14 protein-coding genes and 2 tRNA genes are annotated in these 14234 nt (G+C 37.1%); 14 read left to right on the forward strand and 2 right to left on the reverse strand.

Annotated elements, in window-relative coordinates:
• On the forward strand, positions 1-686 hold a 686-nt coding region (locus tag ACKI3D_RS05985; protein WP_407392908.1), incomplete at its 5' end, for a DUF2283 domain-containing protein.
• Here the strand turns inward: ACKI3D_RS05985 and ACKI3D_RS05990 are convergent.
• Positions 683-892, reverse strand: coding sequence for a hypothetical protein (locus ACKI3D_RS05990; protein ID WP_407392910.1), 210 nt, complete (start codon positions 890-892; stop codon positions 683-685). The genes ACKI3D_RS05985 and ACKI3D_RS05990 overlap by 4 nt on opposite strands.
• Positions 893-990: 98 nt before the next feature.
• Between ACKI3D_RS05990 and ACKI3D_RS05995 the strand changes: the two genes are divergently transcribed.
• From ACKI3D_RS05995 to ACKI3D_RS06030, 8 genes are all read left to right on the forward strand, one after another.
• On the forward strand, positions 991-1347 hold the full coding sequence (locus ACKI3D_RS05995) for a flagellar protein, FliL (protein ID WP_407392911.1): 357 nt from the start codon (positions 991-993) through the stop codon (positions 1345-1347).
• A 5-nt stretch (positions 1348-1352) separates the two neighbouring features.
• Entirely contained in the window at positions 1353-1637 is a 285-nt protein-coding gene (locus tag ACKI3D_RS06000) for a hypothetical protein (RefSeq protein WP_407392912.1), read from the forward strand.
• A gap of 73 nt (positions 1638-1710) precedes the next feature.
• A complete protein-coding gene (gene purC / locus ACKI3D_RS06005; RefSeq protein WP_407392913.1) occupies positions 1711-2439 on the forward strand; it encodes a phosphoribosylaminoimidazolesuccinocarboxamide synthase in 729 nt (242 codons plus the stop codon).
• Entirely contained in the window at positions 2440-2706 is a 267-nt protein-coding gene (gene purS, locus ACKI3D_RS06010) for a phosphoribosylformylglycinamidine synthase subunit PurS (RefSeq protein ID WP_407392915.1), read from the forward strand.
• Positions 2707-2714: 8 nt separating this feature from the next.
• Complete coding sequence (gene purQ / locus ACKI3D_RS06015; protein WP_407392916.1) at positions 2715-3359, forward strand: phosphoribosylformylglycinamidine synthase subunit PurQ; 645 nt, start codon at positions 2715-2717, stop codon at positions 3357-3359.
• Between the two features lie 9 nt (positions 3360-3368).
• Positions 3369-4085 (forward strand): uroporphyrinogen-III C-methyltransferase, encoded by a 717-nt coding sequence (gene cobA, locus ACKI3D_RS06020; protein ID WP_407392917.1) that lies wholly within the window; start codon positions 3369-3371, stop codon positions 4083-4085.
• Positions 4086-4128: 43 nt separating this feature from the next.
• Positions 4129-5913 carry a glutamine--fructose-6-phosphate transaminase (isomerizing) gene (gene glmS, locus ACKI3D_RS06025; protein ID WP_407392919.1) on the forward strand — a complete coding sequence of 595 codons (1785 nt, stop codon included), beginning with the start codon at positions 4129-4131 and terminating at the stop codon, positions 5911-5913.
• 431 nt (positions 5914-6344) lie between these two features.
• Positions 6345-8024 carry a hypothetical protein gene (locus ACKI3D_RS06030; protein ID WP_407392920.1) on the forward strand — a complete coding sequence of 560 codons (1680 nt, stop codon included), beginning with the start codon at positions 6345-6347 and terminating at the stop codon, positions 8022-8024.
• Here the strand turns inward: ACKI3D_RS06030 and ACKI3D_RS06035 are convergent.
• On the reverse strand, positions 8021-9232 hold the full coding sequence (locus ACKI3D_RS06035) for an MnmC family methyltransferase (protein ID WP_407392922.1): 1212 nt from the start codon (positions 9230-9232) through the stop codon (positions 8021-8023). The two genes, ACKI3D_RS06030 and ACKI3D_RS06035, sit on opposite strands and share 4 nt — an antisense overlap.
• A 185-nt stretch (positions 9233-9417) precedes the next feature.
• Here ACKI3D_RS06035 and ACKI3D_RS06040 point away from each other — a divergent pair, with 185 nt between their 5' ends.
• From ACKI3D_RS06040 to ACKI3D_RS06060, 5 genes are all read left to right on the forward strand, one after another.
• Positions 9418-10986, forward strand: coding sequence for a hypothetical protein (locus ACKI3D_RS06040; RefSeq protein ID WP_407392923.1), 1569 nt, complete (start codon positions 9418-9420; stop codon positions 10984-10986).
• 250 nt (positions 10987-11236) lie between these two features.
• Entirely contained in the window at positions 11237-13216 is a 1980-nt protein-coding gene (tgtA, locus tag ACKI3D_RS06045) for a tRNA guanosine(15) transglycosylase TgtA (protein ID WP_407392925.1), read from the forward strand.
• Between the two features lie 4 nt (positions 13217-13220).
• Positions 13221-13883, forward strand: coding sequence for a class I SAM-dependent methyltransferase (locus tag ACKI3D_RS06050; RefSeq protein ID WP_407392927.1), 663 nt, complete (start codon positions 13221-13223; stop codon positions 13881-13883).
• A 96-nt stretch (positions 13884-13979) separates the two neighbouring features.
• Positions 13980-14053: transfer RNA gene (locus tag ACKI3D_RS06055), tRNA-Gly, on the forward strand.
• Positions 14054-14062: 9 nt separating this feature from the next.
• A tRNA-Gly gene (locus tag ACKI3D_RS06060) sits at positions 14063-14136 on the forward strand.
• Positions 14137-14234: the final 98 nt, after the last annotated feature.

Genomic DNA, 14234 nt, shown 5'->3' on the forward strand with positions numbered 1-14234 from the left:
TGTTTGATTATAATATTGAAGATGCACAAAGGATATTAAAATCTTTTGATAGTGCTGATTTAAGATTGGATGATCATGTGTTGGTTAATTGGTTTGAAAGGGATGTAAGCTTTGATTATATATTCAATTGCTTAAGATGCAAAATTCCTTTAAGCATTTCTAAAACTATGGAAAATCGTTTCAAATTAGTTTATCCTCATGAAAAAATAAAATCAAAAGATTTTTACATTGTAATTGAATTGATGATTTTGAAAAAATTAAAGTTATTACAACTTATTCATTCGCTAAAGCAAGGAGGGAACGTGAAATTGAAAGAAAATAACATTCAAGAAGTAATTTACATGTATGATTCATCATCAGATGTGTTAGGTATTAAAGTTATTCGAGATTTCCAATATGGGGAAACCATAGAAATGGATGATGGACTTTTGCTTGATTTTGATGAGGATAATATTCCAGTATCTCTTGAGGTATTGGACGCTTCAAAGAGGTTCAGCTTACCTAAAGAATCATTGAAGAATATAATCTGTTTTAAAATGGATGTTTGTGTAGATGAAAAGTCTATTTCAATTGACGCAACTCTTGGTGTTTTAGTTGAAAATGTTGAAAACACACAGTTTGTCAAATCATTTGCAAGTAATTTGACTAATATTCCAGAAATTTCAACTCAACTAGCGTTAGTTTAGCTAAAAAGTTTATCAAATAAACTTTCATTTTTTTCTTTAACATCTAAAGTGATGGTTATTTCACCGTTTGATTCTCCATAATCAAAGCTTTCGCTATTGTCGGTGTCTTTTGCAGGAATATCTGCTTCGGTATATTGGACACCTATTATCAGGCCTAAAACGGCAAGCAATAATATCAAAAGAATCGCAGTATTTTTCATGTCCATGTTTATTAGTATTGGGCTTTGGCATATATAAATTGATAGAAAAGTATTTTAATGCCTTGTTTTCAAATAACTATTGAAAGCTAAAAAGAGGTGAAAATATGAAAAACTTTATTCTAGTTCTTTTAGGAATAATTGTGGCATTGCTGATTGTCGGCGGTGCTGTAGGATATACCATGATGAATGACGTTGCAGATGATTCCGGAAGCGATGATTCTACAATAGAGAAAATTGTTGATAAAGTGAGTAATGTTGCATCTTCTGAAAGTTCTGACAATGCATCAGATGACAGCGATATCGTAAGCGAAGAGGTTAAATTCAATGCGCAGAACGGTGAAGGATATTACCGTGAAGTCACATACAAAGACGGCGGATTCAGGCAATACGATACTGAAACCGGAGAACTGATAGGCTCTTCATACGATTCCGATCAGGACAAGCTTCCAAGCATGGAATGATTAGGTTGATATTCAGGGAACTCTTGGATTACTTCAACATCGACGAATCATTTCCGGATTACCTTCAAGACCAGACATTCAACAAGGTATTTCTGGACGGTGATTTGTCAAAAGAAGGAAAAAACTATAAAATAGCGGTAAAGACAAGACAGGATGTTACACATCAGATGTTTCTAAAGCCGGATGAGGACTACCCAGTGATAATTCTCTCCGAGCTTCCCACAGGAAAGCTCAACGGGATGAAATTCGGCCGGACAGAAGGTGATGTCAAATACATCAGTCAGTTGTAACTGCTATTTTTTTAACTATTTTTATATAACATTAAGTCCAAAAATTATATCATAATAATTTATTGTTGATAGCATGGACAAAAAAGAGTTAATTAATTGCGGTAAAGTAAAAAGCGTATATAATTCTAGTGATGATGATAAGGTCATTATCGAGTTTAGGGATGACATTACTGCCGGTGACGGTGCAAGAAAAGAGGTCATGACCAACAAGGGAGCATACAATGCAATCATTTCCACTAAAATCTTTAAGGTTTTGGAGGAAAACGGCATTGAAACCCAGTTCGTTGACTTGCCTGAACCGAATGTCATGATTGCAAAAAAACTTGAAATGATTCCAATCGAAGTAATCGTCAGAAACATCGCAACAGGAAGTCTTGTGAGGAAATATCCTATTGCAGACGGTACCAGACTGGAACCTCCTGTTGTTGAAATGGATTATAAGGATGACGAATATCATGATCCGATGCTTAATTTTTCCTTAATACAGGCATTGGGAATAGCTACCCAAGAGGAAGTCGATATCCTAATTGAAAAGGCTTTGAAAATTAATGAAATCTTAAGGAAGTTCTTTGCGGATGCAGGGATTGTTCTGGTTGATTTCAAAATAGAATTCGGTAAGGACAAGGACGGAAACATCATCTTGGGCGATGAGATTTCTCCTGACGGATGCAGGTTATGGGACAGCGAAACCCTTGAAATGATGGATAAAGAACTGTTCAGAAAAGGAAAAGACGACGAAGTTATGGACGCTTACATTGAAGTTTACAATAGAATTATTCCCGATGAAGAAAAGGTGATTTAGATGTTATTTGATATTGAAGTAAAAATCTCTTTGAAAAGTGGTATGTTAAACCCTGAAGCTACTACAATCGAAAGGTCTCTTGAATTGCTTGGCTATGATGTAAACAACGTAAAAACCGTTGAAATCATCAAATTCCAAATGGAAGGCGAAGACAGAGAAGTAATTAGAGAAAACGTAGTTGACATGTGTGAAAGATTACTTTGTAATCCTGTTATTCATGATTATAAGATTAATGTCATTCCACAGAACATGGCTTGCGGCAAATAGGTGTGAAAATGAAAATTGGAGTAATTAGATTTCCGGGAACCAACTGTGACAGGGATGTTGCAAAGGCAATTGAGCTAGCAGGCCTTACACCGGAATACATCTGGTGGAATGAAGAGGATCTCACAGGCTATGATGGTATTGTCATTCCTGGCGGATTTTCATATGGAGATTACCTAAGGGCCGGAGCAATGGCTTCAATTACACCGGTCATTGATGGAATAAAAGAATTGGTTAAAGAGGAAAAGCCAGTTTTAGGAATCTGTAATGGAGCACAAATCCTTGGTGAAATCGGACTTGTTCCGGGAATTTTCATCACAAACGAATACCCTAAATTCAATTGTGAATGGGTTGAGCTGAAGGTCGGAACTTCAAGGACTCCATTTACAAAGGCATTCAAAAAGGACCAGATTATTTCTCTTCCGATTGCACATGCAGAAGGAAGGTTCTACACTGAAGACATTGATTTGCTTAAAGACCAGGACCAGATTGTACTTCAGTTTGAAGGCAAAAATCCGAACGGTTCAATGGAAGCTATAACAAGCGTCTGTGATGAATCAGGATTAGTATGCGCAATGATGCCTCACCCTGAAAGGGCTTCCGAGAAAATATTCGGCTCAGATGACGGTTTGAACTTCTTTAAAGGATTTTTATAGTGTGATAAAATGGTAGTTTATTTGATTGGCGCAGGTCCTGGAGATGCTGAATTAATAACTCTTAAGGCAGTAAAGGCTTTGAATAAGGCTGATGTCGTACTCTATGATTATTTGGCCAATGAGGAAATATTGGCCCATGCTCCCGAAACAGCAGAAAGAATATATGTCGGCAAAAAGGCAGGGGAGCATTACAAGACTCAAGATGAAATCAACGAATTGATTGTCCAGCAGGCTAAAACTCATGAAAATGTAGTTAGGCTTAAAGGAGGTGACCCTTTTGTCTTTGGCCGTGGTGGAGAAGAAATATTGGCTTTGATGCAAAATGACATCAAATTTAAAGTAATTCCAGGCGTTACTTCCGCAATTGGCGCGCCAACTTCTCTTGGGCTGCCTGTAACCCACAGGGCGGTTGCAACATCACTGACTATCGTAACAGGTCATGAGGACCCAACCAAGCCTGAAAGCCAAGTTCATTGGGATTATACTGCTGATACTTTAGTAATTTTAATGGGAATAGGAAATATAAAGGAAAATACAACTGAAATCATGAAATATCGCTCAGCCGATACTCCGGTCTGTGCTATTGAAAGCGGAACTCTTCCAAATGAAAACCTCGTATTCGGAACCTTAGGCGATATTTCAGATAAGGAAATAAACACTCCGGCTATTTTAATAATTGGGGATGTTGTAGATATGTATAGGGATATTTACGATTACCAGAAATGATTGTGTTTTCGCTTAAAATGTATGAATTTTGAAAGGTGATTATATGTGTGGAATTGTTGGTTGCATATTAAAAAACGATGATGAAGTGGCACCAATTCTTTTTGACTGTATATCCAAGCTGGAATACAGGGGATACGATTCAATAGGTCTTGCTACTTTTTCAGATGGAAAAATTCATATTAAAAAGGATAAAGGAAAAATCGAAGAAGTAGATAAGAAATTGGATTTGACTAAAATGGATGGAAGCTTCGGTATTGCTCATGTAAGATGGGCAACCCATGGAGATCCGTCAAAGCTAAACTCACATCCTCATGTTGATGAAGAAAACACAGTTGCTGTTGTTCACAATGGAATTATTGAAAATTATTTGGAGATAAAGGAAAAGCTAATCAGTGAAGGCCATACCTTCAAATCAGATACTGATACAGAAGTCATTCCTCATCTGATTCAGAAATTCATGGATGAAGGATTTGACCTGGAGCATGCCGTAAGAAAGACAATAGGCATCATTGAAGGGGCTTATGCGATAGCTGCAATTTCTGTAAATGAACCGGATAAGATTGTTGCAACACGCAAAGACTCTCCGTTGATTGTTGGAATCGGCAAGGAAGGATATTATCTTGCGTCAGACTCACCCGCTATTTTAAAGTATGCGCGTGATATAATCTATCCTGAAAGGGGAGAAATCGTCATTTTGGATAGAAACGGTGTTGTAGTCCATGATGAATTCGACAATCCGATAAACAAGGAAATCGACACTATCAACTGGACACCTGAAATGGCTGAAAAGGAAGGATATGACCATTTCATGATTAAGGAAATCAACGAACAGGCAATAGCCGTAAGAAATACATTGACTCAAAAGGAAAACATCCAGTCAATCATTGATGATATTGATGATATCGAAAGAATCTGCTTTGTGGCTTGCGGAACATCCTATCATGCTTCTTTAACCGGTAAATATTTGATTGAATCTCTTGCAGGCCTTCCGACTGATGTCATTCTCGCATCCGAATTCAAATATTCCGCAAAGACATTGAATGACAAGACTCTGGTCATATTCATTTCACAATCCGGTGAAACTGCAGATTCACTTAAGGCATTGGATGTGGCGAATGAGACCTCAAAGACATTAGGTATAGTTAATGTTGCAGGTTCATCCATTACAAGACGTGCCCAATATGTCATCCAGACCCAGGCAGGTCCTGAAATCGGTGTTGCCGCTACAAAAACATATGTTGCACAGTTGACTGCAATATATCTCTTGGCAGCGCTTCTGGCTGAAAACGAAGAGCTCCTCAATGATCTGGAAAAGGTTCCGGACTATATCGATGACGTTCTCGAAGAAATCGACTTGATTAAGGACATTTCCAAAAGGTATCACTTTGCAAGGGACTTCTTCTATCTTGGAAGGGGATATTCCTATCCGACAGCCCTGGAAGGCGCTTTGAAGCTTAAGGAAATTTCATATATTCATGGTGAAGGTTATGCCGCCGGTGAACTCAAGCATGGTCCTTTGGCTTTGATTGATGAAGGAATTCCTGTAGTGGTTGTAATTCCTCCTGGAGACAACTACAGAAAGACCATGAGCAATCTGGAAGAGGTCAAGTCCCGTGGAGCCCGTGTGCTTGCATTGGGTGCTGTAGGGGATGACAGCCTAAAGTCAAAAGCAAATGATGTGATATTGATTAATAGTGATGTTACAGAAATCATCGCACCTCTGGTTTATATCGTGCCGCTTCAGTTGATAGCATATTACATCACACTCGAGAAGGGTTTCGACCCGGACAAACCTAAGAATTTGGCAAAATGTGTTACTGTTGAATAAGGTTTTTTAACTTTATTCCAATTCTTTTTATTTTTTCCCTAAATTCAATTTTAAGGCTATTTGTTTATTTTTTGTAATCAAATCAATATTTTGATTTTTGTTTTCTTATTTTGATTAACTGTTAATGTTGATATTGCCGGCAATTTCATAACTGTTATGTATAGTTATTTTCACCAAACTTTTTTAAAATGTTTCATGATTTAAATATAACCGACCTTTTGAAATCAATTTCAATCAATTTAACCTTTTTAATCTTATTATTAACTTATTTTGACTTATTTATTCAAAATTAAACATATCAGAGCTTTTTTTGATTATCAAAAGCTTTTTATACCTTAAAGTAAAAATTATTTAATACGAACAAATGTTAAATGGAGTTAACGTTTATGTTTAATAAAAGACTAAATTTAATTTTATTGACATTAGTCTTTATGTTATCAATTTCAGCGGTTGGCGCTGTAGATGCAAATTCAACTGATGATGTAATGACTAGTGATGTAGATGAAGAGCCCCCATCGGGGATCTGTCAAGATTTATCTACCAATGATGTCCTCACTACTGAAGTGCAAGGAAACGGTAGTGAAGCAAGTATTTATCAAATGAGCGAATCCAATCAGGAAGAGCTATTGGCCGCTTCTCTGGATGATTCTTCCAAATTGTCCAGCTCTTCAGATAGTGCTACTTTTATCAAGGCCAAAGATATTACTAAAACTTATAAGAGCACAAAAAAATATTCCGCTACATTTTATAATAATGACGGCAAAGCATTAGCAAATACCAATGTCAAATTCATTTTAAACGGCAAGACAACAACTGTCAAGACCAATTCCAATGGTGTGGCAAAACTGGCTTTGAACTTGAATGTTGGAACCTATACAATTCAGGCAATTCATCCAAATGGACATAATGTAACCCATAAGATTACTGTAAAGCATTCCATTGATGCGGATGATTTGACAAAGCATTACAGAAGTTCACTGCAGTTCACTGCAACATTTTACGGCACTAACGGAAAGGTCCTGAAAAACAAATACATTAAGTTTTATGCTAAAGGAACATATTACTCTAAAAAGACTGATTCCCACGGTAAGGCCACTTTGAAGATTATCTCAGCTCCGAACAAGTTCAAGGTTGTTTCAATAAACCCTAAAACCGGAGAGAAGGTAACCAGAACCGTCAAGGTATTGCCGACATTGTCTGCCAAATCAATGACAGTGTTTACAGGCACAACTTCAAAATTCAAGGTTAAGCTTTACAAAGGAGAGAGCATAGCTAAAAATACTAAAATGACAGTTTATGTTGACGGTGCCAAAAAGACAGTCAAAACCAATGATAAGGGTGTTGCAACAGTCAAGTTCAAATTGGGAAAAGGTACATATAATTTCCGCTCTGTCGATCCTTTCACAGGATATAATTTGAACACTAAGGTAACTGTTAAATTAGCTTCCATCAAGGCTATTGATGTTGGAGCAATTGCAAATCAGGGCTCAACCTATCAGGCTCAGCTTTTAGGCCAGGACGGCAAAATTGCAAAACACACTAAAATGCAGATTACCATAGATGGCGTTGCACATACCGTAACAACCAACTCTAAAGGTATTGCTTCAGTCGATTTCAAATTCCCTGTCGGCCAATACAAAGTCGTATGTAAGGATTTGGATACCGGTTATCAAGTTACAACCAAAATAACTGTTGTCAAGGACAAGTATGGAATATCCTATAGTCAATATGGTGTTTCTGAAGATGGAAAAACAATTTTAGCTATCGGAAGGCCGTCAGCACCCGGAGAGGAATCAAAATACGGATATACATGGTATATGACAGAATTTGAAAGAACCTGTCCGTATTGTCATGGCCATAACCTGTACTGGGATGTCTTCTGGGCAGGCGATGAGACAACTGAAGTTGCAATTTTCCCTGCAACAGGCCATAGGGAGCCGGGAAGTACTGAAGGAATGATTTTCTGTGCGGACTGTGACTGTGACTTTTCAATATTCGGTCTGGAGCATGTCACATCAAACCCGATGCATCTGACTGTAGTTTCTGATCCGGTACCGTCTTCAAAAGAAATAGCTTATATTCTTAAAAGCGGAAATTATGTAAAAATCTAATTTCCCATCTTAACTTTTTTTAATCTTTTTTTCATTTCAAGAATTCTCTCTGTTGAGTTATTTTTTTCATCTTGTTCTTGAGAGTAATCATCTTCAACTTCAACGATGTATTTCGCTTCGCTGGAGGTTGTTGATGGAATGTTCATCTTTGCCAGGTTGCGTTCAACACGCCTTTTGAGTTTCTCATCGTCCATCTCAACGCCTAGAAATATCGGTGTCTTGACGGCTGAGGATATTTTGGTGTTGTGGCGTGCATTGTGCCTTTCTTCGGTTCTTTCATCCAAAATGAAATCGCTTGAATTGTTCAAGCCGGGGTCTCTGAATGGAATGCCGACATCTGAAAGTGCAATTCTCACTTCATCGTTTCTTGGAAGGGCATAGTCAAGCATCAACGGATTCGGGCTGGCTAGTGTTCCTCCCTGCTTTCTTCCGAAAATCGGTCCGAGGCCTATATAAAAGCCCGCTTCAATGAATCCTGCTCTCACCGGTGCTGAAGATGTATATGTTGCAACGATGCCGTCATCCTTGATTACGCGCCTGAACTCTTTAAAGAATTCAACTGAAAAGAGCTCCGGCGCCATGTTCTGGCTGAAGGGATCCAGAAATATTGCATCATAGGTATTGTCCTCAAGGCGCTGGACGGTTTGCCTTGCATCCTCAATATAGACATTTATGTCGATGTTTTCCGGAATCTCCGTTTCCTCAAGACTCAATGAGGCATAATCCTGAGCTATCAGTTCATCTTCAATGGCCTTTCTGGTTATGTCATGAGCCGGAATAGGTGAGGGAACCAGAAGTCCGCATGCAAATGTTGCCTTTGATATCTCAACCATGTCAATCTGTAAGTGTGACTCACCGGAATTTTTCATAAAATCATCTATTGCGGCGGATGTGTTGTATCCCAGTCCTGCACAGATGTCAAGAATGGCAATGTCTTTTGTATAGTCGAACTTCATCGGCTTGATAAATTTCTCAAATGACTCACTTATTGCACCTGTAGATGTATGTAATGTTTCAACTTTATTATTTATTTCACGTGAGTTGATAGAATAGGATCCATCATCCGTTAAAACAAAATAATCGTTGTAAGTATCAAAAAAATTAAGTCTGCTTTCATTATTTCGACTACTTCTTTCATGACTGAAACACTCGTTTACCAAATCGAAGATATCGTCACTGATTATTCTAGCATCATTTTCATAACTCATTTTATCTATTTATAAAATTAGTGCCTTTTAATATTTATATTGATTTTTGGGTGAAAAAATTAAAAGGAATTTTTACTGAAATCTGATTTTTTTAAAATATTTTTTTTATTTGCTTCACATTGTGTTAAATTTTAATAACTTGTAATGAAAAAAATATATTTATCAATAAAAATGGTTGAAACATTATGAAATTAAAAAAGACAATATTATTGACATTAATTATGTTGATAATTTTCACAATGGGTTCTGTCAGTGCAAATGACGAAAACATCACGGATTGCCTGACAGTAAATGGGGAATCAGATATACAGTATTCAGTTGAGGAAGATTCAGATTTAGAAATTGCTGATTTAAAAGACAATAAACTAGGGGATAGTTCTGCTGGTGATTTTAATGATATACAATCACTTGTAAATAATGCTAATGAGGGAGATATAATTGAACTATCTGGTAGTTATGTTAGTTCTGGAAAAGCAGTAACCATTGATAAACCTTTAACAATTTATGGAAATGGAGCTACTTTAAATGCAAAAGGTTTGTCTAGAGCATTTTTAATTGAATCCGACAATGTTATATTAATTGATATTGCTTTTTCAAATGGGTTTACTGACATAAAAGACCCTGGCGATGGAGGCGGAGCTATTTTTTCTACCTGTAATAACTGCTCTATTATCTCTTGTAGTTTTCTAGATTGTCATTCCGGTAAGGATATAGCAAATTCAGGGGCTATTAGCTTTTCTGGTGACTGTAATACTATAGATAATTGCAATTTTGTAGATTGTTATGTTAAATATGATAGTAGTATTGCAGGTGCTATAGGCATATTCGGCAAGTATAATGCCATTAATAATTGTGATTTTTCAAATTCTTACGCTACTGGCTCTGACGGTGCTATAAGTGTAAATGGAGAACATAATTCCATCATCAATTGCAGTTTTAACAATTGCCATACTTATGGTAACCCTGTAGGTTGTTCTGGAGGAGCTATTGGAATATCAGAGAAGTATAATTCTATTGTTAATTGTAGTTTTAATAATTGTTATTCAGAGAGTACTGTTGCTTTGGGAGGTGCAATTTATCTGCATGATTATTGTTCTGTTGTATCTTGCAGTTTTAAAAATTGTTATTCTAAAGGAAGTAACTCTTGTGGAGGGACTATTTCTTTAAATGAAAAATGTTCTGTTAGCAATTCCATTTTTGAAAATTGTTTTGTTTCTGGAGACTATAGTACTGGAGGGGCTATCCAAACTGCAGATAAATCTTCTGTTGTAAATTGTAGTTTTAAGAATTGTTATGCCAAAGGGTCTTATTCTTCTGGAGGCGCTATTTTTGTAGAGGGTACTAAAGGCACTATTTCCAAATCTAATTTTATAAATTGCCATGTCAATACCAAATATACTAAAACGGCTGCTTTAGATACTAATGGATATAAATGTTCTGTTGATGGATGCAAATTTGCTGATAATCGAGTTTCTACAAAATTTACCGCTTCAGCGAAAACCTTTAAAGTAAAAACCAAAACAAAAAAATACACAGCTAAGTTAACAACCAATAAAAACAAAGCAATGAAAAGTGTAAAAGTCACTTTAAAGGTTAAGGGTAAAACATATACTGCAAAAACCAACAGTAAGGGCAAATCTACATTCAAATTAACAAAATTAAATAAAAAAGGTAAATTTAAGGCCACAATTAAATTTAAAGGAAGCACAAACTATAAAGGTGCGACTAAAAAAGTATACATAACTGTTAAATAATAAGGAATATGAAATCCTTATTATTCCATTTTTTTTAAAAAAAATTTTTTAAGCTAACCTTTTTTTACATGCTTGAGATATTTTTGATTTGTTAAATGAGCAAAATTTATATAATTTCTAACTTAATGTTTATCTAGATATTGTTTAATGTTCTAATTAATTTTAGAGATGATTTTTTGTGAACTTAATTTTTTCTCATTTCAGGTTTTATTAATTAAGTTCAATTAACTCAATGATTAAGGTAATATAAATGTTTGAAATTAAAGCAAAAGATAATATGGGGCGTGTAGGGGTTTTGAAAACCAAGCATGGGGATGTGAAAACTCCGGCACTGATGCCCGTAATTCATCCGCGCAAGCAGGCACTTGACGTTGCCAAATACGGTGCGGATATCGTAATTACCAATGCATATTTAATCTATAAGGATGAAGACTTAAAGAAAAAGGCAGTTGAAGAGGGAATTCATAAATTAATCAACTTTGACGGACCGATAATGACAGATTCAGGTTCTTTCCAACTGTCAGTTTATGGCGATGTGGAGATAACAAACAAGGAAGTAATAGAATTCCAGGAACTGATTAAAACCGACATCGGAACAAGCCTGGACATTCCAACAGCCCCATTCGTTGAAAGGGAAAAGGCAGAAAGCGATTTGGAAATAACCCTTGAAAGGGCACGCGAAGCAGTGGAGTTCAAAAAACATAACAATATTGAAATGCTTCTCAACTCCGTAGTTCAGGGCTCAACTTACCTGGACTTGAGGCGTGAATGCGCAAGGGAACTCTCAAAGCTTGATGCTGATTTATACCCAATTGGAGCAGTAGTGCCTTTAATGGAATCATATCACTACAAGGACTTGGTTGATGTGGTGATGCACTCAATGAAGGAGCTATCAGACACTGTTCCAAGACATTTGATGGGAGCGGGACACCCTATGATATTTGCGCTGTGCGTTGCAATGGGTTGTGACCTCTTTGATTCAGCGGCATATATTTTATATGCTGAAGATGACAGGCTCTTGTCAACAAGAGGAACTTTCAAGCTGGAAAACCTCCAGGAAATGCCATGTTCATGCGAAGTCTGTACCAAATACACTCCTGATGACCTAAGGGCAATGCCTAAAGAGCAAAGAAGGGATTTGATTGCCCAGCACAACCTTCATGTTTCATTTGCAGAGTTGAGACTAATCAGGCAGGCAATCTATGACGGCAATCTGATGGAGCTTGTCGAAGAGAGATGCCGTGCTCACCCTGCACTTCTTGAAGCCGTAAGGCAGCTTGGAAACTACTCACAGGATTTGGAAAAATACGATCCAAGAAGCAAAAAGTCAGCATTCTTCTACACCGGTCCCGAATCACTATGCAGATCCGAAGTGTTAAGGCATATGCAGAAATTGCGCAGGATGCCTAAAAAGAGGGATTTGGTAATATTGCCTCCATCAAGAAAGCCTTACTCAAAATTCGTTTCAGGAAAGCTTGGGGAATTCTATGTTTACGGCGATGAAAGGGAAATCGATTTGGATGATGCGGACTTCATGGTTTTAGACATTCCGTTCGGACTGATACCTCTTGAAATCGATGAGGTCTATCCACTGAGCCAAAGCGATGCTCCAAAAATACGTGACGTTGACGCAATCGAGTTCATTGAGGATTTCATAAATGAATTCGTTGAATATTACGACCAAGTGTTAATACATTCGAAAATAATCAATGACCTGGAAATTGGACTGTACACCAAATATGAAGCTTCAGATGACATAAGATATGATAAGGATGACGTTAAAAAGGTAAAGGCAATTGCCGATTATCAGTTTGGCGTTGGAGCAGGCGAAGCGCTCTTTACAGGCAACATCAACATTGAAAAGAGTAAAAAGACAGGAAAAATCAGACATATCTATGACGGCAAGGTGCTGCTCGTTAATATGAGAGCATCCGATTCATATCTGATTTTATCAAAAGAAGGTGCCAAAAGGCTTCACAGCAAAATGCCTTATCCGCAAAATCGTGTTGTAGTGAACAAGGACTCAGAACCGTTTGCCCTTGACGGAAAAAGCGTGTTCTGCAAATTTGTGGTTGACTGTGACGAAAATATCCGGGCAAAGGATGAAGTATTGATAGTAAACGAAGAGGATCAATTGCTTGCCTATGGAAAGGCGCTTCTTGGAGCATGTGAAATCAAACAGTTCCAGACAGGACAGGCCATAAAAACCAGAAAAGGAATGGGAAAGTGATAATATGGACGAAAAGGTAAATACAGGTCATCACATTGAAGATAAAGAGTTAATCAAAAATGCAAGAAAGCCGGTCGGCGAGCTTGGCCATCAGATTCTTGACAGGATGAACAAGTCCCATGAGGCAATGGCCCAATGGGGAGTCAGCCATTTTGAAATAAATGAAGACTCAAAGATTTTGGATATCGGATGCGGCGGCGGAAGAAACATCGAAAGGTTTGCCGCACAGATTTCAGATAATGGCCGTGTTGTTGGAATAGACTACTCCGAAGTGAGCGTTGAAAAATCAATCGAGTTAAATAAAAAATCCATTGACAGGGGAATCGTCAATGTATTGCAGGGTTCTGTATCCGACATGCCGTTTTATGATGAAACCTTTGACATTGTAACCGGTTTTGAGACAATATATTTCTGGCCTGATTTCATCAATGACCTGAAGGAAGTCAACAGGGTTCTTAAAAAGGACGGTTTGGTATTTTTCTGCAATGAAGCAGTCTACAGGGAAGGCGAAATGGAAAAGTACGATGATCTGGTTGAACTTTTGGACATGAAAATCTACTCCGAAGATGTTTTAAGGGAGGCATTGGAAAAAACAGGTTTCAAGGATTTTGAAGCTTATATTGATGAGGAAAATGATTGGATTTGCATTTTGGCCCATAAAATTTAAATGGGTCATTGGAAATTGTTAAACAATCATTTTCACCAAATAATGCAAACCTTTATATATTATTAAAACATAAGTTTATTTGTTGTTATTTTTCATGCGGTGTTAGTCCAGCCTGGTTAAGACTCTAGCCTGCCACGTTAGAGACCCGGGTTCAAATCCCGGACGCCGCATTTTTTTATGCAGTTGTGGTATAGTCTGGTTATTACTTGGGCCTTCCAAGCCTCCATCCCGGGTTCGAATCCCGGCAACTGCATTTTGAAAAAATTCTTTTTTTAAAATTCTTATTTTGTTTAAAAAATACTCCATTTTTAGTTAATTTTATATAATAATAAAGATATAATATCTATAATT

The organism is Methanobrevibacter sp., from assembly GCF_045586545.1.
GTDB lineage: Archaea > Methanobacteriota > Methanobacteria > Methanobacteriales > Methanobacteriaceae > Methanocatella.

Excerpts from the sequence above, each read along its gene's own strand:
- ACKI3D_RS05990 (WP_407392910.1), bottom strand. The coding sequence starts at position 892 with ATGGACATGAAAAATACTGCGATTCTTTTGATATTATTGCTTGCCGTT.
- ACKI3D_RS05995 (WP_407392911.1), top strand. The coding sequence starts at position 991 with ATGAAAAACTTTATTCTAGTTCTTTTAGGAATAATTGTGGCATTGCTG.
- purC (WP_407392913.1), top strand. The coding sequence starts at position 1,711 with ATGGACAAAAAAGAGTTAATTAATTGCGGTAAAGTAAAAAGCGTATAT.
- purS (WP_407392915.1), top strand. The coding sequence starts at position 2,440 with ATGTTATTTGATATTGAAGTAAAAATCTCTTTGAAAAGTGGTATGTTA.
- purQ (WP_407392916.1), top strand. The coding sequence starts at position 2,715 with ATGAAAATTGGAGTAATTAGATTTCCGGGAACCAACTGTGACAGGGAT.
- cobA (WP_407392917.1), top strand. The coding sequence starts at position 3,369 with ATGGTAGTTTATTTGATTGGCGCAGGTCCTGGAGATGCTGAATTAATA.
- glmS (WP_407392919.1), top strand. The coding sequence starts at position 4,129 with ATGTGTGGAATTGTTGGTTGCATATTAAAAAACGATGATGAAGTGGCA.
- ACKI3D_RS06030 (WP_407392920.1), top strand. The coding sequence starts at position 6,345 with ATGTTATCAATTTCAGCGGTTGGCGCTGTAGATGCAAATTCAACTGAT.
- ACKI3D_RS06035 (WP_407392922.1), bottom strand. The coding sequence starts at position 9,232 with ATGAGTTATGAAAATGATGCTAGAATAATCAGTGACGATATCTTCGAT.
- ACKI3D_RS06040 (WP_407392923.1), top strand. The coding sequence starts at position 9,418 with ATGAAATTAAAAAAGACAATATTATTGACATTAATTATGTTGATAATT.
- tgtA (WP_407392925.1), top strand. The coding sequence starts at position 11,237 with ATGTTTGAAATTAAAGCAAAAGATAATATGGGGCGTGTAGGGGTTTTG.
- ACKI3D_RS06050 (WP_407392927.1), top strand. The coding sequence starts at position 13,221 with ATGGACGAAAAGGTAAATACAGGTCATCACATTGAAGATAAAGAGTTA.